The organism is Streptomyces sp. SP17BM10 (assembly GCF_036322405.1).
Lineage (GTDB): Bacteria > Actinomycetota > Actinomycetes > Streptomycetales > Streptomycetaceae > Kitasatospora.
Window position 1 is genome coordinate 44,438 of sequence record NZ_JAQYXB010000684.1, and the last position, 21,515, is coordinate 65,952.

Below are 21,515 nucleotides of genomic sequence, written 5' to 3' on the forward strand. Positions count from 1 at the left end.
GTCGTCCTTCTCCGCCTCCAAGAGGCGGGCTTCCCCACCCCAAGAGGCGGACTTCCCCACCCCGAGCGGCGGGCTTCCCCACCCTCAGCGGGCGGGCCTTCCCCACCCTCAGGAGGCGGGCTTCTCCTCGAGGCGCGGGAAGAGGATCTCGCCCTTCGTGACGGTGACGCCGGCGGGCAGCCGGCCCCAGTCGGCCACCGTGGCGATCGGCTGCGCGGCGAGCGCGCCGAGTCCGGCCTCGGCGCCGAGGGAGGCCCACAGCTTCTCGGCCGTGGACGGCATCACCGGGTTGAGCAGGACGGCGGTCGCACGCAGCGACTCGGCGGCGGTGTACAGGATGGTGGCCAGGCGCGCCCGGCCCTCCGCCGAGTCGTCCTTGGCGACCTTCCAGGGCTCCTGGTCGCTGATGTAGCCGTTGACCTGCTTGACGAACTCGAAGATCGCCGCGAGGCCGCCCGCGAAGTCGAGGTCCTCGCCGATCTTCTGGTCGGCGGCGGCCACGGCTGCGGCGAGCCCGTCCTGGACCGCCTTCTCGGCGTCGCCGGAGGCGGTCGCGGCGGGCAGCGCGCCGTCGAAGTACTTGCCGACCATGGCGGCGACGCGGGAGGCCAGGTTGCCGAAGTCGTTGGCGAGTTCGGAGGTGTACCGGGCGGTGAAGTCCTCCCACGAGAACGAGCCGTCGGTGCCGAACGGGATCGCGCGCAGGAAGTAGTACCGGTAGGCGTCCACGCCGAAGTGCGAGGTGAGGTCGGTGGGGGCGATGCCGGTCAGGTTGGACTTGGACATCTTCTCGCCGCCGACCATCAGCCAGCCGTTGGCGACGACCCGCTTGGGCAGCGGCAGTCCGGCGGCCATCAGCATGGCGGGCCAGATCACCGCGTGGAAGCGCAGGATGTCCTTGCCGACCAGGTGGACGGAGGCGGGCCACAGCTCGGCGAAGCGCTCCGGGTCGCTGCCGTAGCCGGCGGCGGTGATGTAGTTCTGCAGCGCGTCGACCCACACGTACAGGACGTGCGTCTCGTCCCAGGGCAGCGGGACGCCCCAGTTGAAGGTGGAGCGGGAGATCGAGAGGTCCTTGAGGTCCTGCTCGACGAAGCGCAGCACCTCGTTGCGGGCCGAGGCGGGCTGGATGAAGTCCGGGTTGGCGGCGTAGAACTCCAGCAGCTTCGGTCCGTAGGCGGAGAGACGGAAGAAGTAGTTCTCCTCCTCCAGCCATTCCACCGGCCGCTTGTGCACGGTGCAGAGCTTCTCGTCCGCGGTGGCGCCGTCGAGCAGCTCGGCCGGGAGCTTGAACTCCTCGCAGCCGACGCAATACGGGCCGGAGTAACCGCCCTTGTAGATCTCGCCCTTGTCGTAGAGGTCCTGGACGAATTCCTGCACGCGGTCGGTGTGGCGCTGCTGGGTCGTGCGGATGAAGTCGTCGTTGGCGATCTCCAGGTGCTCCCAGAGCGGCTTCCACGCCTCCTCGACCAGCTTGTCGCACCACTCCTGCGGGGTGACGCCGTTGGCCTCGGCGGTCCGCATGATCTTCTGACCGTGCTCGTCGGTGCCGGTCAGGTACCACACCTTCTCGCCGCGCTGGCGGTGCCAGCGGGTGAGGACGTCGCCCGCCACGGTGGTGTACGCGTGGCCCAGGTGCGGGCGATCGTTGACGTAGTAGATCGGGGTGGAAACGTAGTACGCCGGGGCGCTCGCCCCGGTGGTGCTGTGGTCTGCAGTGGCCGCCATGGTCGGAAAGCTTAGTCGGGCACGCGGGCGGCCCTCGACCGCGTTCCGCCCCGCGGACGCGAGGGGGCCGCCCCGGCCGTCGCGGGAGGGCGGCCCCGCTGCCCGCCCGGGTGTCAGCCCAGCAGCCGCGACCAGAACCGGGCCCAGCGTCCGCGCGGCTGCGCGGGCCCGGACACCGCGGGCGGCCCGGCCGGCTCGGCGTGCGCCGGGTAGCCGGGGGCGTGCTGCCAGGGCTGGTCGGCGACGGCCACCCGGCCCTCGCGCATGATCCGGACGGTGTGGCCACCACACCCCGGACAGGTCGGCTTGAGCAGCGGGGACGGTACCCGGACACCGTTGGCGTGGTACTCGAACACGACGTGGCCGTCCCTGGCGACGTGGTGCTCGATGTCGTACGCCTGCTCCCACCCGTACCCGCACTTCAGGCACGCGAAGGAGTAGGCCTCCCGTACGGTCTCGACGGGGACGTGCGGCCGCCCGGCCAGGCCGGGGTCGCTCAGCGCATCGCCAGTGCGGGGGCTACCGATCATCTCGCTCATAGCCGTCTCCCAGCGCCCGCCGGGCGCTCGCCCGGCTGGGTCTTTCCATTCCAGGAAATGCCCGGACCTCCCCTGGCGATGCCCTGCTTGTGAAGACTTGGATGCGGGTTGGGGATCCCTAGACGAAAGGTCGGATCCGCTGCGGAAACCGCGGCCAAAACTTCAGCTCAGTTGGCGTTTACCGGGGCCTTCACTCCAAGGTACGACGCACCGCCCGCCACGCAACCCCCGGAATTCACCGGCTTATCAAGCCCTCGTGCGCCGGGCCGCTACTTCCCGGCCCCGGCGCCGTCCTTCTTGGCCGCGACGACGGCGTCGAACACCTCCCGCTTGGGCAGCGCCAGCTCCGCCGCGACGGCCGCGATGGCCTCCTTGCGGTGCTCACCGGCCTCCTCGCGGACGGCGACCAGGCGGGCCAGCTCGGCCGGAGTGAGCTCCTGCGGCGCGGCCGGCGGGGCCCCGGCGACGACCACGGTGATCTCGCCCTTGACGCCCTCGGCCGCCCAGGCGGCCAGCTCGCCGATCGGGCCGCGCTTGACCTCCTCGTAGGTCTTGGTCAGCTCCCGGCACACCGCCGCCGGCCGCTCGGGCCCGAAGGCCTGCGCCATCGCCGCGAGCGCCTCGGCGATCCGGTGCGGCGCCTCGAAGAAGACCATCGTGCGCGGTTCGGCGGCGATCGAGGCGAGCTGGCGGGCCCGGTCGCCGGTCTTGCGGGGCAGGAAGCCCTCGAAGGTGAAGCGGTCGACGGGCAGCCCGGACAGCGCGAGCGCGGTGAGCACCGCGGACGGCCCCGGCACCGCGGTGACCTTGACGCCGGCCGCGACGGCCGCGGCGACGAGCCGGTAGCCGGGGTCCGACACGGACGGCATCCCGGCGTCCGTGACCAGCAGTACCCGGGCGCCGCCGAGCAGCGCCTCGACGAGTTCGGGGGTGCGGCCGACCTCGTTGCCCTCGAAGTAGGAGACCACCCGCCCGGCGGGGGCCACCCCGAGCGCCTGGGTCAGCCGGCGCAGCCGCCGGGTGTCCTCGGCCGCGATCACGTCCGCGGTCGAGAGTTCGGTGAGCAGCCGGGGCGGGGCGTCCGAGACGTCGCCGATGGGGGTGCCTGCGAGAACGAGTACTCCTGTCACGGGCCCCATCCTTGCAGCCCGCGTGCTTATGGTGACGATTCGGGCAGCTTCCGAGGGGCCGGTCCGACGATAGGACCGCGCCCCTACGATGTGGCGGATGAACGGCGACACGGCGGCGCAGACGCCCACTGGTAGAGACCGCAGCACACCGGGTGGCCTCGGCGCGACGGACCAGCCGTCCGGTTCCGTGCCCGCCGTCCCGGCCCCGCGCCCGCCGGTGGCCGCCCCTCCCTCTGACCCTCCCGCCGGCCCCCGCGCCGGTTCTCCCGACGCCGCGCCCGCCGACTGGCGCCGGCGCCTGGCCGGTTTCGGCTACGCCCCGCGACCGGCCGCACCGCTGGCCGAGCGCCTGGCGCCGCCGATGCCGGACGGCCCCGGGGTGACGCCGGACGAGGTCCCGCCGTCCCCGCTGCTGCTGCGCCTGGGCATCCCGGTGCCCCCGGTCCTGTGGGCGTTCCTGTGCCGCTGGTCGGGTTGGCTCGGTCCGGTCGCCGTCGCGGTCTTCGCCGCAGTCCTGCGGTTCACCGACCTGGGGCAGCCGCACGCGATCATCTTCGACGAGACGTACTACGCCAAGGACGCGTACGCGCTCTGGCACGGCGGCTACGAGATCAACTGGCCGGACGGCGCCAACGACCAGATCATGAAGGACGGGACGGCCCCCTACCGTCCGATGGCCGGCTACGTCGTCCACCCGCCGGTGGGCAAGTGGATCATCGGCTTCGGCGAGTGGCTGTTCGGGATGAACCCCTTCGGCTGGCGCTTCGCGGTGGCCCTGCTCGGCACGGTGTCCGTGCTGATGATCGCCCGGATCGCCCGCCGCCTGTTCCGCTCCACGCTGCTGGGCTGCGTGGCCGGGCTGCTGCTCTCGGTGGACGGCCTGCACTTCGTGCTGAGCCGCTCGGCCCTGCTGGACCTCGTGGTGATGTTCTGGATCCTCGCCGCGTTCGGCTTCCTGGTCCTGGACCGGGACCGCACCAGGGCGCTGCTGGCCGCCCGGCTCGACGGGGTCGCGAACGCCGCGCTCGCCCAGCGGGTGCGCCTGGGCTGGCGCCCGTACCGGATCGCGGCCGGCGTCTGCGTCGGCCTGACCTGCGCGACCAAGTGGAGCGGCCTGTACGTCGCCGCCGCCTTCGGCCTGATGACCGTCCTCTGGGACGCGGGCGCCCGCCGCACGGCCGGGGCCCCGCGTCCCTACCTGGCAGCGCTCACCCGGGACGCCCTGCCCGCTTTCGTCTCGATCGTCGTGGTCGCGCTGGGCGTCTACATCACGTCCTGGTGGGGCTGGTTCGCCAGCAGCGACGCGCCCGGCCAGGGCGGCTGGGGCCGCGACTGGGCGGCCGGCCGGAGCACCGACTACCCGTGGATCCCGGAGGGCCTGCGCGCCCTGTGGCACTACCACTCCACGGTGTACGACTTCCACACCCACCTGACCGACCCGCACACCTACCAGTCCAACCCGTGGAGCTGGCTGGTCCTCGGCCGGCCGGTCTCCTTCTACTACGAGTCCCCGAAGACGGGCCAGGACGGCTGCACCGCGGCCGAGTGCGCGCGCGAGGTGCTCGGCCTCGGCACCCCGCTGCTGTGGTGGGCCGGCTGCATCGCCCTGGTGTACTGCCTGTGGCGCTGGGCGGCCCGACGGGACTGGCGGGCCGGCGCCGTGCTGTGCGGCCTGGCGGCCGGCTACCTGCCCTGGTTCGAGTACCAGCAGCGGACGATCTTCCTGTTCTACGCGGTCGCCTTCGTCCCGTTCCTGGTGCTCGCGGTGACGATGATGCTCGGCGCGATGATCGGGCCGCCGGGCGCCTCCCGGGAGCGCCGGATCATCGGCGGGACCTCGGCCGGCCTGCTGGTCCTGCTGATCGTCTGGAACTTCCTGTTCTTCTTCCCGCTGTTCTCCGGGCAGACGATCCCGATGGACGACTGGCGTCAGCGGATGTGGTTCAACAGCTGGATCTGAACCGGCTCGGGGCCGGACCGGCGCGCCGCGCCCCGGCTCCGGCCGCGGGTGCACGGATGGTACGCATGCGGTGTTCGACACGTACCAGAACCGTCACAAGTCCCGGGCGTTTCGTCGGCGCACCGAGTCGGTCTGCCTAGGGTGGGGGGTCAATACCGCGTTAGTCGCCAGACCCTTGGGGGAGCAGCACCATGCGCAAAGGCGCGAATATCGGCATCATCACCGGCGTGTCCCTCGCCGTGCTCGCGGGCGGCGGCTACGGCGCCTACAGCCTGATGGGCGGCTCGGGCGACGGGTCCTCCGGGGCCAAGAAGCCCCGCACGGTGGTTGCCGAGCCCCCCTCCGCGGACCAGGCGGCCAACGGCGCCAAGGACTTCCTGGCGGCCTGGGCGGCCGGCGACGTCGCCAAGGCCGCCTCGCTGACCGACGACCCGAACGCGGCCACGACCGCGCTGACCGCCTTCAAGGACCAGGTCAAGCCGAGCGCGCTGACGCTGACCCCGTCCGGCCCGGCCACCCCGCAGGCCTTCGCCTCGGCCACCGGCACCCCCACCCCGGCCAAGCCGACCGGCGCGCCCTCCGCGTCCGCGACCCCCTCGTCCGCGGGCACGCCGGGCGCGAGCGACTCGCCGTCCGCCGCGGCCACTCCCGCGCCCTCCGGGGTGCTGATGGGTTTCAAGGCGCGCGCCGAGTTCGAGGGCACCGCCCGGGTCTGGGACTACAACGGCTTCCTCAGCGTCGTGAAGATGAGCGACGACACCCCGGCCGTGCACTGGGCGCCGAGCGTGATCCACCCGCACCTGTCCGGGAACGAGACGATCTCCACCCAGCAGGTCTTCGCCCCGCCGTCCACCGTCGTGGACCGCAACGGCAAGTCGCTGCAGGGCGCCTCGCTCACCCCGGCGCTGATGAACTCCCTGCAGGACACCGCCCGCAAGCTGCTGCCGCCGGACCCGACCAAGGACCAGGACGCGGGCAGCGCGGTCGTCATCAGCGACCCGGCCGGCAAGACCACCCCGGACAAGCTGTTCACGATCGTCGAGCCCAAGCCCGGCAAGCCGTTCAAGGTGACGATCGACAACGCGATCCAGGCCGCCGCCGAGAAGGCGATGACCGACCTGGGCGGCAAGCCGGGCTCCATCGTCGCGATCGAGCCGAGCACCGGTCAGGTGCTGGCCTTCGCCAACTCGCCGGCCAACGGCCAGAACCGGGCGTTCCTGGGCCTGCTCGCGCCCGGCTCGACGATGAAGATCGTCACTTCGACGGCGCTGCTGGAGGCCGGGATCAACCCGGACTCGACGGTGGCCTGCCCGGAGAAGAGCAGCAACCCGGTGGCGATCCCGAACGACTTCCCGGGCGCCTTCCCGAACAACACGCTCCAGGACGACTTCAAGGTCTCCTGCAACACCGCCTTCATCAACCAGGGCCTGACCAGCCTGAAGCCCGAGACGCTCGCGGCCACCGCCAAGGACGTCTACGGCGTCGGCCTGGAATGGAAGACCGGCCTGCCGAACTCGGACGGCAGGATCCCGGCCACCCCGGGCAGCAAGGACGAGCAGGCGATGAACTACATCGGCCAGGGCAAGGTCCAGATGAACCCGCTGGCGATCGCCTCGATCACGGCGACCGTGCAGAGCGGCGCGTTCAAGCAGCCGATCCTGGTCGCCGGCCTGCCGCAGCAGCCGGCCGCCCGCCAGATCTCGCCGGACGTCGCCGGCAAGCTGCGCGCGATGATGAACGCCACCGCCACCGGCGGCACGGCCCAGGCCGTGATGGCCGGGATCACCGACAACGCGGGCGCCAAGACCGGCTCCGCCGAGGTCGCCGGCGCGGCCACCACCAACAGCTGGTTCACCGCCTACCGCGGCAACATCGCGGTCGCGGCCGAGGTGCAGGGCGGCGGCCACGGCGTCGACGCGGCCGGTCCGGCCGTCGCCTCGCTGCTCAAGCCCTTCGGCAACCGGTAGGCGTCACCCACCGGAACGCCCGCCGGAACGCGCCCCCGGAGCCCGCTCAGCCCCTCGGCAGAGCGGGCTCCGGCCGTTCCGGCCGGTCCTGGCGCCTGCGGGCCACGGCAGCCGGCCGGTTGCTCCACCGCCGGGCGGCGAGCCGGGGCCAGATCACCAGCACGGCCGGCAGCGCGAGGTACCCGAAGCGACCGGCCGGGGCCAGCATGAAGGCGATCGCGAGCCCCGCGGCCAGCAGGTCGGCGGCGCCGGTCGCGGACACCGGCGGCCGGGCCAGCAGCCAGATCGCCACCGCGACGCCGCCGATGGTCATCAGCGTCAGCGAGACGGTGTGCCCGGTCGGCCCGAAGCCGGCCAGCACCTTGCCCGGCAGCGGGCTGCCGGCCGGGGTGCGGATGGCGGTCATCCCGAGCGGGAAGAGCACCACCTGCTCGCGCAGCTCGGCCGCCTTGGTCAGCACGGACGGCAGCAGCACGGCCAGGCTCGTGCCGACCGCGATCAGCCCGGTCCGGGCCGCCGGGCGCCGCCCGTACAGCCGCCACAGCAGCAGGACGGCGACGGGCAGCGCGGGCCAGGCCGTCCACTTGAGGGTGCAGGCGAGGGCGAGGACGAGCCCCGCGCCGACGGTGCGGTCGCGCTCGGCGAGCGCCATGGCCAGGCAGCAGACGCCGATCAGCGGCAGGTCGACGCCGCCGACGGCGAGGGCGAGCGCTATCAGCGGCGAGGCGGTGAGCACCGCGAGCGGCAGCAGCGGGGCGCGGTCCCGGGAGGGCCGCAGCAGGCGCCAGCTGGCCAGCAGGCACGCGAAGAAGGTGAGGGCGAACCAGATCCGGGCGTCCCCGGCGACCCGGGTGAAGGCGTCGCCGCTGCCGAGCAGCTGGCGGGGCATCCCGAACAGGGACATCGCCGGCAGGTACGGGTTGTAGTCCGTGACCACGACGGGGTGCTGCAGGTAGGCGCTGCCCGTGGTGAGCAGCAGGTGGGCCGAGCGCTCGACCACCATCACCTCGGACTGGTGGCGGCCCTGGACGGCGAGGAGCGCGAGCGGCACGACGACGGCCCCGAGCAGGGCCACCGCCGCGGCGGAGCGGGCCGCGAACCGACGGGGCAGGACCAGGCAGAGCAGCCCGGCCAGGGCGTAGGCGGGGGCCGCGATCATGCCCCAGACGCGCTGGTTGGGCAGGTCGGAGACGAGTGGGAAGGCCGCCGCCCAGCCGGCCGCGACGGCGCAGCCGAGCAGCTGGACGCTGCGCAGGGAGGCGAGCCGGGCGGGGTCGTTCCGCGCGGCCGTGGGCGGGAACGTGTTCTCGCGGCGCTGGCGGGGGACGGCCCTGAACGCCAGGCCGCGCAGGGGGCGGTCGGGCCGGGAGGGCGGTCCGACCGGCTGGGGGACCGGCGTTCTGGAACGGCCGGTGAAGCGGCCGCGCGGGCGGGAGAAGCCGGGCGTGCGGGTGCTCACCATGGTGGAAGGTTATGGGTGGGAGCCCCGCCCTGTCGTCACCGGGATCGACGGAGAGTCGCGATCTACGCGCGAAGAGTCGCCAGGTGTCGTACCACCGGGCGACCCTTCGCATCCGTAGCAACAGGCGGTGACCGGCGCCGGATCCGGAGCGCGAGACGGATCAGCCGGTGTGACTGTCCACCGGGGCGGCCTGCTGCTGCGCTCCACGCTCCAGCTTGGAGTGCTTGATGCTGTAGCCGAAGTACACGACCACGGCGACGGCGAGGGCGATCGCCCCGGCGCGGAAGGTGTCGGCGTGCAGGCCGGTGATCAGGTAGCCGCAGAAGCCGACGCTGAGCAGCGGCACGACCGGGTAGCCGGGCACCTTGAAGCCGCGCGGCAGATCGGGCTGGGTGCGGCGCAGGACGATGACGCCCACCGAGACGACCGAGAAGGCGATGAGCGTCCCGAGGCTGGTGATGTCGGCCAGGATGTTGAGCGGGACGAACGCGGCGAGCGCACCCACGCCGACGCCGACCACGATCGTGTTCCAGACCGGGGTGCCGGTGCGCGGCGAGAGCTCGGCGAAGCGCTTGGGCAGCATGCCGTCGCGGCCCATCGAGTACAGGATGCGGGTCTGGCCGTAGATCACCACGAGGGTGATGCTGAAGATCGAGAGGATCGCGCCGACCGCGAAGACCATCGCGGGCCAGCTCTGGCCGGTGATGTCCTGGAGGATCTGGGCGAGCCCGGCCTCCTGGCCGTCGAACTTCTGCCACGGCTGGGCGCCGATGCCGGCCAGCGCGACCAGGATGTAGAGCAGGGTCACCACCACCAGCGAGATGATGATCGCCAACGGCAGGGTGCGGCGGGGGTTCTTGACCTCCTCGCCGGCGGTGGACACGGCGTCCAGGCCGATGAACGAGAAGAAGATGCTGGACGCCGCGACCTGCACGCCGCCGACGCCGAGCGGCATGAACGGGGTCAGGTTGCCGGAGTGGAAGCCGGTGAGCGCGACACCGATGAACAGCACCAGGATGAGGATCTTGATCGCGACCATCGCCGCGTTGACCTTCACCGACTCGCTGACGCCGCGGATCAGCAGGAAGCAGACCATGGCGACCAGCAGCAGCGCCGGCAGGTTGAACCAGTGGGTGCTGTCCGGCGCGCCCGCCAGCTGCTCGGGGATCTTGACCCCGAACGCCAGGTCGAGGAACTTGTCGAGGTACTCGGCCCAGCTCACCGCGATCGCGGAGGCGGACACGCCGTACTCCATCAGCAGGCAGATGCCGACGCCGAAGGCGACGCCCTCGCCGAGGGTGGCGTAGGCGTAGGAGTAGGACGAGCCGGAGACCGGGATCGCGGAGGCCATCTCGGCGTAGCACAGCGCCGTGAGGCCCGCCGTGACGGCGGCGATGACGAAGGACAGGATGACGGCCGGTCCGGCCGAGGGCACCGCGGTGTTGAGCACGAAGAAGATGCCGGTGCCGATGGTGGCGCCGATGCCGATCGACGACAGCTGCCAGAGCCCGATGGAGCGGCGGAGGTGGATGCCGGAGCGTCCGCCCTCCTCCGGCGCGCCGGCCGGGAGGCTGTCCCGGCCCTCGCTCTCGGCGATCAGTGTCGACACGGGCTTGCGTCGCAGCAGACGCGCACCAAGGGAGTTGCTGGCCAAAACCGCGGTCTTTCTAGGCGAGGGAGGGTGTCCTAGCGGTCGGTCACCAGGTGCGATACGGGGTGTCATCGGGGACCAACCGAACAAAGATGGGACAGTACCGCGCGAATGCACCAGTGTCGCAAACGAACAGTCCGAGGTTCCGCATTATACGAACTGTCGAATGGACAAGGACAAACCGGACGCTTCGTAGACGGCGGACCTCTCCGCGGCGAGGTAACGCCGCAGCTCAGGGGCGTCGGCCCGGTCACCGCCCGAGGACGGCCTGCATGACCGAGCGGGCGATCGGCGCCGCGAGCCCGCCACCGGTCACGTCCGTGGCATCACTGTCCGCGACCACCACGGCGACGGCGACCGGCGGCACCCGGTCCGATCCGGCGGGCTTGGCCCACGACACGAACCACGCGTACGGGGTCCCGCTGTTGTCCACGCCGTGCTCGGCGGTGCCGGTCTTCCCGCCGACCACCGCACCCGGGATCCGGGCGTTCTTCCCGGTGCCGTTGTCCACGACGTCCGTCATGAGCCGCTGCACCTGCGCGGCGACCCCGGGCTCCATCGCCCGCTTGTAGACGGTCGGCCTCATCAGCTGCACCACCGTCCCGTCGCCCTTCGTCAGCTTGTCCACAAGCTGTGGACGCATCACGGTCCCGTCATTGGCGACGCCGGCCGCGACCATCGCCATCACCAGCGGGGTCGCGGCGGTGTCGAACTGCCCGATCGAGGAGAGCGCCAGCTGCGAGTCGTTCATCGTCGTGTCGAAGTTCGAGCGCGAGGGCCGCACCGGCATGTCGAGCCTGGCGTCGTTGAAGCCGAAGCTCCCCGCCATCGCCACCATCGCGTCCAGCCCGGTGCGCACGCCGAGGTAGCCGAGGACGCTGTTGCAGCTGTACGTCATCGCGGTGTCCAGCGACTGCCCTGGCCGGTCGCAGGCACCGGTGTCGTTGACCAGCGGCGTGGTCGTCCCCGGCAGGACGTACGGGAAGGGCGCGCCGGTGGGCGCGTTGATGTCGGTGACGGTCCCGCCGGCGAGCGCGGCGGCGGCCGTCACCACCTTGAAGGCCGAGCCGGGCGGGTAGGTCTGGCGCAGCGCCCGGTTGAGCATCGGCTGACCGCTGTCGGCCTGCAGCCGGTTCCAGGCCGTCTGGTCGGCCGAGGTGGACCCGGCGAAGCTCCCCGGGTCGTAGGAGGGCGTGCTGGCCAGCGCCAGGATCCGCCCGGTGGCGGGCTCGATCGCGGCGACCGCGCCCTTCTGCGCGCCGAGCCCGCGCATCGCCGCCTCCTGGGCCGCCCGGTCGAGGGTGGTGTAGACGTCCCCGCCGGGGTTCTGCCGGCGCGCGACCGCGTCCCAGACCGCCCAGCCGGCCAGCCGGCTGTCCGTCCCGGTGAGCAGGTCGTCCTCGATCCCCTCCAACTGCGTGTTGCCGTACGCCTGCGAGGCGAAGCCGGTGACGGCCGCGTACGTCGGGCCGTCGCCGTAGGTGCGCTTGTACGCGAAGCGGCCGCCGGTGGGCGCCGAACCGGTGACGGTCGCCGCGCCGACCAGGATGTTCCCGCGCGGCTGCCCGTAGCGCTCGACCGTGAGCCGCTGGTTGGCGCCGTTGTGGTCGAGGTCCTTCGCCTCGAAGACCTGCACCCGGGTGGCCTGGACGCACAGCGCGGCGATGAGCAGCAGACAGAACGTGCCGGCGCGGCGGCCGGTGACCGAGATCCCCGGGAGCCCCTGCGGCCCGTTCCCCCTGACCGGCCCGAAGCGCGCCATCAGGCCTCCCCCGGAGCGGGCCGGAGCGCGACATCGCTCATGCGTCCGCCTCGCGTCGCTCACCGGCCGCTTCGCGACACACGCACCCGACCTTGATTCGCTCGCTGCGCTCGCTCATGCGCACGAGCAGCGCCACGATGATCCAGTTGGTGACCACCGACGAGCCGCCCTGGGCGACGAACGGCAGCGTCATCCCCGTCAGCGGGATCAGCGCGAGCACCCCGCCCGCCACCACGAACACCTGCAGGCCGACGATCGACGCCAGCCCGATCGCCAGCAGCCGACCGAACGGGTCGCGCAGCGCGATGCCCGCCCGGAACCCGCGCGAGACCAGCAGCGCGTACAGCAGGAACACGGCGACCAGCCCGGTCAGGCCGAGCTCCTCGCCGATCGTCGCGAGGATGAAGTCGGACTTGGCGGCGAAGCCGATCAGCACCGAGTGCCCGTTGCCCAGGCCCGTCCCGAGCTCCCCGCCCCACGCGAAGGCGAACAGCGACTGGGCGATCTGGTTGGCCCCCTTGCCGGCCGCGATCGAGCCGAGCGGGTCCAGCCAGTCCGCCACCCGGCTGTGCACGTGGGTCTCGACGGAGCCCACCACCACCGCGCCGGCCGCCGCGAGGCCGAGCCCGATCGCGATCCACCCGGTGCGCGCGGTGGCGACGTAGAGCATCACGACGAACAGCCCGAAGTACAGCAGCGACGTCCCGAGGTCGGTCTCCAGCACCAGGACGCCGACGGACGCGGCCCAGATCAGCAGCACCGGACCGAGCACCCGCCCGCGCGGCAGCTGCCAGCGCCAGACCCGCCGCCCGGTGAGCGCGAGGGCGTCCCGGTGCACGGCCAGGTACGCGGCGAAGAAGACCGCCAGGAGGACCTTGGCGAACTCCCCCGGCTGGAAGGAGAGCGGCCCGACGACGATCCAGATCCGGGAGCCGTACACCGGCGGGAAGAGGATCGGCAGCACCAGGAGGACGAGCGCCGCGAGCGCGCCCACGTAGGCGTACCGCCGCAGCCGCCGGTGGTCGCGCACCAGCAGGACCACCGCGCCGAACAGGGCCACCCCGAGGGCGGACCACAGGAGCTGCGTGGAGGCCGCGCCCGGGCCGGAGGTCGCCCGGTCCAGCCGGTAGATCGCCACCAGCCCGATCCCGTTGAGCAGCACCGCGACCGGCAGCAGCAGCGGGTCCGCGTACCGCGCCCGCCACCGGACGACGGCGTGCGCCAGCAGGGCGAGCACGCCGAGCGCGGTGCCGTAGCCCGCGGTGTCGGCGGGCACCGCGCCGTCCAGGTTGACGCCGACCTCGACGTAGCCGAACACGGCGATCAGCACCGCGGCGAGCACCAGCACGAGCTCGGTGGTGCGCCGGGTCGCCACCGGGCGGGGAGGCCGGGCGGCGGTTCTGGTCACGGCGGAGGGTGTCGCCACGGACCGTCCTGGGTGGGTGCGCAAGGCGGGTCCTTCCCGCGCGTCGGACGTGCCGGGGAGCGGCAGGCGCCCGCGCCCCGAATCGTCACCCTAACGAGCGCTATCCCCATGTATCGGCTCTTCTTCACGGTGTGTCAGTGATTGTCCCGGGTCCCCGGAGTCCGCGCCCGACCGCTCACTCCGGCCGCCGCCCCGCCAGCGCCGCCGAACCCGCCGCGACCGCCGCCAGCAGCGCGGCGGCCGCCGACAGCGCGAACCAGGGCGGTCCGACCCTCCCGGAGCGGTCGGCGGCGACCAGAGCGCTCACCGCCGCGTTCGCCGGCGAACCGGGCGCCACCAGCACCGCCGTCGCGAGCGCCAGCGCCAGCGGGATCCCGTACTGCGCCCGCGCGAGCACCGGCCGGTTGCACAGCGCCCCGACCAGCACCCCCAGCAGCACGGAGACCACCGAGGCCAGCAGTCCGGCCAGCAGCGACACCCCCACCGGCGGCTGGTCCGCCTTCGGGTTGGCGACCGGCCCGCTCACGAACCAGAGCCCGGCCACCTGCGCCACGGCCAGCACCAGACCGACCGTCAACGCCGCCAGCAGCCCACCCAGCTGGACCCTGGCCGGCCCCGCCGCCGCCACCAGACACGCCCGCGACGCCGGCGGCTCGGCGTTCAGCGCACTGCGGACGTACCACGCGCTGACCGGCAGCAGCACGCCCGCGCCGTAGCCCAGCCCGCCCAGCAGTGGATCGCCCGCCGTCACGCCCAGCACGAGCAGCAGCGCATATGCGAGGAACGGCGGCAGCCACCCGTGCCCGCGCAGCAGCAGCTCCAGGTGGTACCGGGTCAGCGCCCCGACCTGCCTCACCGCTTCCCCTCCCGCCGCCGGACGGCCAGCACGCTCACGGCCGGACGGCCGGTCAGCAGGCGGCGCAGCAGCGCGTCCGAATGCGCCGCCGCCACCGTGAGCCGCACCGCCGTCCCTTCCAGCGCGGTGAGCTCCGGGGCGCCCGGTAGCCACGCGGGCAGCGGGCCGCCGTCCAGGACGTCCACGTCCACCTCCACGTTCACGTCCACCGGCGGGCCGTCCGCCGGCACGACCTGCTCCTCCGCGGGCCGCAGCCCGCCGTCCGCGCCGACCCGGTAGGCGGCCGTGGTCAGTCCGGCCAGCCGCGCCGGGTCGTGATCGACGAACAGCACCGCGCCGCCGCCCGCCGCCCGCTCGGCGGCGGCCTCGTCCAGCACCGTCCGGGCCGCCGGGTCGAGCCCCGTCCAGGCCTCGTCCAGGAGCAGCACCCGCGCGCCGGGCAGCAGCGCCTGCGCGACCGCGACCTTCTGGCAGGTGCCCTTCGATAGCCTGCTCAGCGGCGTGCCCGCCCGGTCCGCGATGCCGAACCGGTCGAGCCACTCCTGCGCCCCGCGCCGCGCCCGCGCGTCCGTCAGTCCGTGCACCCAGCCGACCCGCAGCAGGTAGGAGGCCGCGTCGAACGGCAGCGCCGGCGGGAACCGTTCCGGTACGTACGCCACCGGCCCCGGCCGCACCACCCGCCCCGCGCTCGGCCGCTCGATCCCCGCGACGAGCCTGAGCAGCGTCGACTTGCCCGTCCCGTTCGCCCCCGCGATCCGCACCAACTCACCCGGCCGGACGGCCAGATCGACCCCGCGCAGGACCCACCTCCCGCCCCGCCCGTACCGCTTCCCCACGCCCGCCAGCTCCACCGCGCCCCCTTCGCCGACCGGCCCGTGCGAACCGTACGCACGGAAGGCTAACCACCGCGCATAAGCGCCGCGTGAGCCCGGCGCCCGTGAACCCCCGCCCGCGCGCGGGAGTTCACGCGCGGGCGCACCACCGCCACGCTGCGGACTCGTTTGGCCATGGCGAACTGATGATCCCTAGGATCGGCCGCGTGATTACCGGACGACGACGACCAACGACCAGGCTGGGCAGCCTGCTCGCCGCCGCGGCGATAACGGGCGCCTCGCTGCTCCTCGGCCTGCCCGCCCACGCCGACGAACCCCCGGGCGGCAGCGCCCCGGCCCCCAAGGAGGCCCCCAGGGTCGACCTGATCCTGGATGTCAGCGGCTCCATGAACGCCGCCGACATCCAGGGCAAGAGCCGCATCTCGGTGGCCCAGCAGTCCCTCAACGAGGTGATCGACGCCCTGCCCGCGGAGACGGACTTCGGCATCCGCACGCTCGGTGCCACCTACCCCGGCACCGACAAGACGGTCGGCTGCCAGGACACCAAGCAGCTCTTCCCGGTCGGCAAGACCGACAAGGTCCAGGCCAAGACCGCGGTCGCCACCCTGCGCCCCACCGGCTTCACCCCGATCGGCCTGGCGCTGCGCGGCGCCGCCCAGGACCTCGGCAAGGGCGACGCGACCCGCCGGATCGTCCTGATCACCGACGGCGAGGACGACTGCGCCCCGCCGGACCCGTGCGACGTCGCCCGCGAACTCGCCGCCCAGGGCATCCACCTGGTCGTCGACACCCTCGGCCTCGCCCACGACGACAAGACCCGCCAGCAGCTGCTCTGCATCGCGAGCGCGACCGGCGGCACCTACACCGACGTCCGCAGCCAGGACCAGCTCACCAACAAGGTGAAGCAGCTGATCGACCGCAGCGACGACACCTACACCGTCAACCCGGTCAAGACCGCCGGCACCGAAAAGTGCGAGAACGCCCCCGTCCTCGCCCCCGGCGTCTACAGCGACCGCGAGAAGTTCTCCGAGCACCGCGTCTACAAGGTCCCGGTCAAGTCCGGCCAGGAGCTGCGCGCCTCGGTCAGCGTCTCGCTCGACCGGGCCGTCGCCCGGGACTACGGCGTCCTGCTCCAGGCCACCAGCGCGACCGGCCAGGAACTGGTCCGCGGCACCGACGCGGACAACGGCCGCAACGACGTGATCTCCACCGGTCTGCGCTGGTCCACGAACGACTCCAAGGGCTACGTCATCACCAAGCCCAAGGCGTCGCCGAGCGAGCAGCCGCCGACCACGGTCTGCCTGGTCGTCAGCAACTCGCTCGCCCCCCAGCCCGGAGTCCAGGCCGACCCCGGCCTGCCGCTGGAGCTGACCGTCGACCTGGCCTCCTCCTCCCCCGCCCCCGAGGGCGCGGCGATGGGCCTCGGCCGCGGCTGGATCCTGCTGCTCACCCTCACCGGCGCCGGCCTGCTGACCGGCCTGGTGGCCGGCTGGATCGCCCGCTGGCGGATCGCCGTCTGGCGGGAGAACTGATCATGCGTAGGACTCTTCGCGGCCTGCTCGCCGCCTCCGCCCTGCTGCCCGCCCTCGCGCTGGTCGCCCCGGCGGCCTCCGCCGCCTCGCCGACCCCCTCGCCGAGCGCGAGCGGCACCGCGGCCCCGGTGACCAAGGCCGGCACCTCCTTCCTGACCGCCGTCAACCTCTCCCCCGGCCAGGACGCCAACGTCGCCGCCTCCACCGGCGACTACCTGTACTGGGCGTTCGGGGCCTCCGAGGGCCAGACCCCGACGGTCTCCGTGACCGTGAACCTGCCCCCGGGCACCGACCGGCACGGCCCGCAGAGCTGGGCCGTCGAGGTCTTCGACGGGCTGCGCCGCCGCCAGGCCTGCACCGCCGGCACCCAGAACGCGACCGGCGACCAGAACACCGCGACGCTCGCCCTGAGCTGCACCCTGCGCGAGGTCCGCACCTGGGCCGAGCCGTGGTCCGGCGACCCGCTGCCCGGCACGTACTACGTGAAGCTCGCGGTCACCGACACCCCGCAGCCGGACCTCGGCCTCGCCGCCTCGGTCCAGCTGCACGTGGCCGCCAAGGGCGACGCCGACAACGCGCAGCCGGAGGGCGGCGAACTCAAGGCGCCGCTCGTCCCGCCGGCCGGCGGCGGCGCGAGCACCGCCAAGGCGGCGGCCCCGGTGCAGCCGGAGGAACACTGGTACACCGGCTGGTTCTCCGGCTGGAACAGCCGCTGGTACTGGACGATCGGCGGCGGCGCCCTGGCCGCCGTCGCGGGCGTCCTCGGCTTCCACCTGACCCGCCACCCGCGCGGCCGCCGACCGGGCCGCTACGGCCCGGTGCCGCCCCAGGCCGGCGGCCACCAGCACGGCGCGTACCCGGACACCCAGCGCATCTGACGCGGATCGCGCACCCCGGGGGCCGGCCGGACGCGTTCCGGCCGGCCCCCGGCCGTCCTACGGTGGAGGCATGACCCGGCAGCCCGGCGGCAGGATCGTGGTCGGCGTGGACGGCTCCCCGGCCTCCCGCGCCGCCGTCCGCTGGGCGGCCCGCCTGGCCGGCCTGAGCGGAGCCCCGCTGGAGGCCGTGACCGTCTGGGACTTCCCCTGCCTGTACGGCGAGCACGGCTTCGTCCCGCCCGCCCTGGACGGCTTCGGGCCCGAGCGCCGCGCCGCCGAGATCCTCGACGAGACGCTGACCGCCTGCCCGGCCGGGCTCACCGTCCGCCGCCACCTGGCCGCCGGGGCTCCCGGCCCCACCCTGGTGGCCGCCGCGGAGGGCGCCGCCGCCCTGGTCGTCGGCGGCCGCGGCCGGTGCGCCCCGCCGGGGGTCCTGCTCGGCACCGTCTCCCAGTACTGCCTCCACCACGCCGGGTGCCCGGTCGTGGTCGTCCGGGCCTGAGCGTCAGCCCCGGACGTCGGCCCCGGACGTCAGCCCCGGAAGAGGTTGTGCCCCACGTCGGACGGCACCTTGTCCTGGACGGGCTCGCTGTCCTTGCCGGGCACGTGCTCGCCCGGGATCGGCTCGGAGCCCTCCCGGTGCAGCAGCACCACGCCGTCCTCCGCCCAGATCTGCCGGTACCCGTGGGCCAGCAGCAGCTGGATCCGCTCGGCCTGCTGCTTGTCCGTCTCGAACGGGAACGAGCGCTTGTCCGCCCGCGTGAGCACGTACTCGCGCCCGCGCGGGGTGCCGTCCACCAGCACCACGTCCGTCCTGGCGGTGAGCCGCGGCGCGATCTGGTTGTCCGCCTCCACCGACGCACCGTCGGGGACGAGCGCGGCCGCCCGGACGAGCGCCGCCTCGCTCGTCTTGGGCTCCCAGGACGACGGCACGGCCAGCTGCGCGAGCCCGAGCGGCACGGCGGCGAGCAGGGCGCAGCCCGCCGCGGCCAGGCCCAGCAGGCGGCCCCGCCGCTCCGTGCGCTCCTCGGCCATCAGCCGGCCGGTCACCTCGACGGCCGCGGCGAGCAGGATCGGCCACAGCATCGAGTCGTAGTGCCGGGCGATCGACCAGTGGTTGGGGTTGCTGGAGAGGATCCGCTCGGCCAGCAGCGGCACCGCGCACAGGACGGTCGCCGAGCGCAGCGGCAGCAGGAACATCGTGCCGAAGAGCCAGAGCAGCAGCAGCGGCTTGAGCGGCTGGTCGACGGCGGCCTGGACCAGCAGGAACGGGTTGCCCAGCAGGTTGTGCAGGGCGTCCCCGGCGTCGCTGCCGATCGAGCCGTAGTTCCAGTAGTAGCCCGGCTCGCCGCCCATCGCCGGGATCAGCCACGTGATCGCGACGACCGACGCGAGCGGCCCGCCCACCAGCAGCCCGATGCCGGTGTACCGGCCGGCGCGGTCCCCGGAGCCGCGCAGGCGCAGCAACAGGACCAGCCCGTACGCGGCCACCATCAGGCCGAGGTCCTCCTTGGTGCAGCAGAGCAGGACGGCGGCCAGGACCACCACCCAGTACGCGCGGGCCAGACCGCGCTCCAGCATCAGGAGGGTCAGCGGCACGGCGAAGGCGACCTCGTGGAAGCCCACCCGGGAGGCGACCAGCAGCGGCCACCCGAGGGCGTAGACGAGGCCCGCCAGGTCGGCGGCGCGCCGGGCGGTCGCCGGGGCGGTGAACGCGAAGGCGTGAACGGCGATCCGCCGGATCAGCGGCACGCCGGACGCGAAGAGCAGGGCCTGCCCGATGATCAGCGAGCGCGGGTCGTCCCAGATCCAGTACAGCGGCGCGAGCAGCGCGAGGACCGGCGAGAAGTGGTCGCCGAGGAGGGAGAAGCCCGGCGGGAACTCGTGGTGGTAGCTCTTCAGCGTCGAGACGGGCAGCCCGAAGTGCGCGTAGCCGCGGACGCCCTGGTCGAAGATCCCGAGGTCGAAGCCGCCGAGCGCGACCGAGGTCCAGCCCTGCATGCCGACGGCGCACATGAGGGCGAAGCACAGCGCGCTGAGCAGCACGGTGCGCCGGGCCGGGCTGCCGGCCAGCGCGGAGCGGACGGCGGCGCCGGGCAGCCGGGCGGGGGCCGGGGTCGCGGAGCGGGTGTCGACGGCCACGGTCACACCTGCTTCGTCAGGGCCGCTTCGACGCCGAGTTCGGCGCGGCGGAGCACCTCGTCCGCCTCGGCCCCGAGCTCGCCCGGGGCGCGCAGGCGGTACAGCCGCAGCGCCACGACGACCAGGAGGGCGATGCCGAACGGCGCGTAGACCGAGGACGGCAACTGCCAGTACCAGGCGACGCCGAGCCCCCAGCGGTGCGGCACGGTCCACATCGCGTGCGAGAGGAACACCACCAGCGCCACCCCGAGCAGGATCTTGCGCCCGGTGGTCCTGGCCTCGACGGCCAGCAGGGCGAGCAGCGGGACGCACCACACCCAGTGGTGGGTCCAGCTGATCGGCGACACCAGGAGCGCCGTGAACGCGGTGCACAGGGCGCCCCACGCGTCGGCCCGCCGCAGCGAGCGCGAGCGCCCGGCCAGGACGGCGACGGCGAGGCCGAGGACGCCGACGGCCGCGCAGACGGCCAGTCCGACGGTGCCGGGCTCGTTGCTGCTGAGCAGCCGGCAGAGGGCGCCGCGCAGCGACTGGTTGTCGGCGATGACGGTGACCCCGACCCGGCTCGGGTCCCACAGGTACGTCGTCCAGAAGCCGAAGGACGCGTCGGGCAGCACGAGCCAGCCGACCAGCGCGGCCGCGAGGAAGGTGCCCCCGGAGACCAGCGCGGCCCTGATCCGGCCGGTCAGCAGCAGGTACACCGCGAACAGGCCGGGGGTGATCTTGATGGCGGTGGCCAGGCCGATGCCCACGCCCTTGGCGCGGCTGCGGTCCGGGCGCGTCAGGTCCCACAGGACCAGGCACAGGATGCCGAGGTTGACCTGCCCGTACTGGAACGTGGTGAAGACCGGCTCCAGCCAGACGCCGAACCCGGTCGCGAGGAGCACCGCGGCGGTGCGGTGCCGCGCCGCGGGCCGGCCGACCAGGCGGAAGGAGAGGTGGGCGGCGATCGCCAGCAGAGCGAGGTTCAGCAGCTGCACCAGGACGCGCAGCGTGCTCACGTCGAACCAGGTGCTCGGCACGAACAGCATCGCGGCGAACGGCGGGTACGTGGCGGGCAGGTCCCAGCCGGGCAGCCGCATCGCGTACAGGTCCTGGCCGTGCACGACGGCCGCGCCCTCGGCCCGGTAGACGAGCATGTCGACCATCGTCTGGCCGTGGAAGTGGCGCACGACGGCGTACACCGCCAGGGAGAGCGCCGCGGCGCAGCCCGCGACGATCACGCTCGGGGCCGGTCCTCCGGGGGCTGGAGTGGTGCCGCGGTCCTCCGCGTCAGTCCGTCGTGCCCACCGTGTCAGACCGAACTCGCGCACCGCGATGGCACCCCGTTGAGATAGACCAGATCGTTCCCTCGTCGCCGTCTGGGCCAACCCACCATAACCGACCCCCCTGAGGGCCGACCGTGGCTCCGGAACGGGCGGGAGCGGCGTCATGTGACCTTCTTCACAGGTCGCCTCCGGGACCGGACCGACCGCCAGGACGCCTGCCCCCACGGGCAGTTGGCGCGAACGCCGCCACAATGCAGGAACCCCGCCCGGTCTTGTCGACCGGGCGGGGCCCTTGTTGGGTGGAGCTGAGGGGATTCGAACCCCTGACCCCCTCGATGCGAACGAGGTGCGCTACCGGACTGCGCCACAGCCCCAACGAGAAGA

At 73.3% G+C, this 21,515-nt stretch carries 16 protein-coding genes and 1 tRNA gene; 5 read left to right on the forward strand and 12 right to left on the reverse strand.

Annotated features, from left to right (window positions below; genetic code table 11):
• Positions 1-108: 108 nt before the first annotated feature.
• The 3 genes from metG to rsmI all read right to left on the reverse strand — a co-directional run bounded on the left by metG (position 109) and on the right by rsmI (position 3,397).
• Complete coding sequence (metG, locus tag PUR71_RS39310) at positions 109-1,728, reverse strand: methionine--tRNA ligase (protein ID WP_329932094.1); 1,620 nt, start codon at positions 1,726-1,728, stop codon at positions 109-111.
• Between the two features lie 113 nt (positions 1,729-1,841).
• On the reverse strand, positions 1,842-2,258 hold the full coding sequence (locus tag PUR71_RS39315) for a hypothetical protein (RefSeq protein WP_443077758.1): 417 nt from the start codon (positions 2,256-2,258) through the stop codon (positions 1,842-1,844).
• Between the two features lie 278 nt (positions 2,259-2,536).
• On the reverse strand, positions 2,537-3,397 hold the full coding sequence (rsmI, locus tag PUR71_RS39320) for a 16S rRNA (cytidine(1402)-2'-O)-methyltransferase (protein WP_329932096.1): 861 nt from the start codon (positions 3,395-3,397) through the stop codon (positions 2,537-2,539).
• Positions 3,398-3,494: 97 nt separating this feature from the next.
• Between rsmI and PUR71_RS39325 the strand changes: the two genes are divergently transcribed.
• Together PUR71_RS39325 and PUR71_RS39330 are read left to right on the forward strand one after the other, a co-directional pair.
• Positions 3,495-5,357, forward strand: coding sequence for a dolichyl-phosphate-mannose--protein mannosyltransferase (locus PUR71_RS39325; RefSeq protein WP_329932097.1), 1,863 nt, complete (start codon positions 3,495-3,497; stop codon positions 5,355-5,357).
• Positions 5,358-5,548: 191 nt separating this feature from the next.
• Complete coding sequence (locus PUR71_RS39330; protein WP_329932098.1) at positions 5,549-7,324, forward strand: penicillin-binding transpeptidase domain-containing protein; 1,776 nt, start codon at positions 5,549-5,551, stop codon at positions 7,322-7,324.
• A 46-nt stretch (positions 7,325-7,370) separates the two neighbouring features.
• Here PUR71_RS39330 and PUR71_RS39335 read toward each other — a convergent pair whose 3' ends face one another.
• The 6 genes from PUR71_RS39335 to PUR71_RS39360 form a co-directional block, all read right to left on the reverse strand.
• A complete protein-coding gene (locus PUR71_RS39335) occupies positions 7,371-8,786 on the reverse strand; it encodes a glycosyltransferase 87 family protein (RefSeq protein ID WP_329932099.1) in 1,416 nt (471 codons plus the stop codon).
• Positions 8,787-8,946: 160 nt separating this feature from the next.
• The gene (locus tag PUR71_RS39340; protein WP_443077732.1) at positions 8,947-10,509 is read right to left on the reverse strand and encodes an amino acid permease; all 1,563 of its coding nucleotides are present in this window, start codon (positions 10,507-10,509) and stop codon (positions 8,947-8,949) included.
• A gap of 178 nt (positions 10,510-10,687) precedes the next feature.
• A complete protein-coding gene (locus PUR71_RS39345; protein WP_329932101.1) occupies positions 10,688-12,199 on the reverse strand; it encodes a penicillin-binding transpeptidase domain-containing protein in 1,512 nt (503 codons plus the stop codon).
• A 37-nt stretch (positions 12,200-12,236) separates the two neighbouring features.
• Positions 12,237-13,607 (reverse strand): FtsW/RodA/SpoVE family cell cycle protein, encoded by a 1,371-nt coding sequence (locus PUR71_RS39350; RefSeq protein WP_329932102.1) that lies wholly within the window; start codon positions 13,605-13,607, stop codon positions 12,237-12,239.
• A gap of 193 nt (positions 13,608-13,800) precedes the next feature.
• Positions 13,801-14,481: an ABC transporter gene (locus tag PUR71_RS39355; RefSeq protein WP_329932103.1), complete on the reverse strand. Its 681-nt coding sequence runs from the start codon at positions 14,479-14,481 to the stop codon at positions 13,801-13,803.
• A complete protein-coding gene (locus tag PUR71_RS39360) occupies positions 14,478-15,332 on the reverse strand; it encodes an ATP-binding cassette domain-containing protein (protein WP_329932104.1) in 855 nt (284 codons plus the stop codon). Before PUR71_RS39360 ends, PUR71_RS39355 begins: the two co-directional genes overlap by 4 nt.
• Before the next feature lie 191 nt (positions 15,333-15,523).
• Here PUR71_RS39360 and PUR71_RS39365 point away from each other — a divergent pair, with 191 nt between their 5' ends.
• From PUR71_RS39365 to PUR71_RS39375, 3 genes are all read left to right on the forward strand, one after another.
• Positions 15,524-16,846 (forward strand): VWA domain-containing protein, encoded by a 1,323-nt coding sequence (locus PUR71_RS39365; protein WP_443077759.1) that lies wholly within the window; start codon positions 15,524-15,526, stop codon positions 16,844-16,846.
• A 2-nt stretch (positions 16,847-16,848) separates the two neighbouring features.
• Positions 16,849-17,724: a peptidase gene (locus PUR71_RS39370; protein ID WP_329932106.1), complete on the forward strand. Its 876-nt coding sequence runs from the start codon at positions 16,849-16,851 to the stop codon at positions 17,722-17,724.
• A gap of 70 nt (positions 17,725-17,794) precedes the next feature.
• A complete protein-coding gene (locus PUR71_RS39375; protein WP_329932107.1) occupies positions 17,795-18,226 on the forward strand; it encodes a universal stress protein in 432 nt (143 codons plus the stop codon).
• A gap of 29 nt (positions 18,227-18,255) precedes the next feature.
• Here the strand turns inward: PUR71_RS39375 and PUR71_RS39380 are convergent, their stop codons facing one another.
• The 3 genes from PUR71_RS39380 to PUR71_RS39390 form a co-directional block, all read right to left on the reverse strand.
• On the reverse strand, positions 18,256-19,866 hold the full coding sequence (locus tag PUR71_RS39380) for a DUF2079 domain-containing protein (protein WP_329932108.1): 1,611 nt from the start codon (positions 19,864-19,866) through the stop codon (positions 18,256-18,258).
• Positions 19,867-19,868: 2 nt separating this feature from the next.
• Positions 19,869-21,086: a glycosyltransferase 87 family protein gene (locus PUR71_RS39385; RefSeq protein WP_329932109.1), complete on the reverse strand. Its 1,218-nt coding sequence runs from the start codon at positions 21,084-21,086 to the stop codon at positions 19,869-19,871.
• 345 nt (positions 21,087-21,431) lie between these two features.
• Positions 21,432-21,505: transfer RNA gene (locus PUR71_RS39390), tRNA-Ala, on the reverse strand.
• Positions 21,506-21,515: the final 10 nt, after the last annotated feature.

Excerpts from the sequence above, each read along its gene's own strand:
- PUR71_RS39370 (WP_329932106.1), top strand. The coding sequence starts at position 16,849 with ATGCGTAGGACTCTTCGCGGCCTGCTCGCCGCCTCCGCCCTGCTGCCC.
- PUR71_RS39345 (WP_329932101.1), bottom strand. The coding sequence starts at position 12,199 with ATGGCGCGCTTCGGGCCGGTCAGGGGGAACGGGCCGCAGGGGCTCCCG.
- PUR71_RS39330 (WP_329932098.1), top strand. The coding sequence starts at position 5,549 with ATGCGCAAAGGCGCGAATATCGGCATCATCACCGGCGTGTCCCTCGCC.
- PUR71_RS39340 (WP_443077732.1), bottom strand. The coding sequence starts at position 10,509 with ATGACACCCCGTATCGCACCTGGTGACCGACCGCTAGGACACCCTCCC.
- PUR71_RS39335 (WP_329932099.1), bottom strand. The coding sequence starts at position 8,786 with ATGGTGAGCACCCGCACGCCCGGCTTCTCCCGCCCGCGCGGCCGCTTC.
- PUR71_RS39375 (WP_329932107.1), top strand. The coding sequence starts at position 17,795 with ATGACCCGGCAGCCCGGCGGCAGGATCGTGGTCGGCGTGGACGGCTCC.
- PUR71_RS39325 (WP_329932097.1), top strand. The coding sequence starts at position 3,495 with ATGAACGGCGACACGGCGGCGCAGACGCCCACTGGTAGAGACCGCAGC.
- metG (WP_329932094.1), bottom strand. The coding sequence starts at position 1,728 with ATGGCGGCCACTGCAGACCACAGCACCACCGGGGCGAGCGCCCCGGCG.
- PUR71_RS39315 (WP_443077758.1), bottom strand. The coding sequence starts at position 2,258 with ATGATCGGTAGCCCCCGCACTGGCGATGCGCTGAGCGACCCCGGCCTG.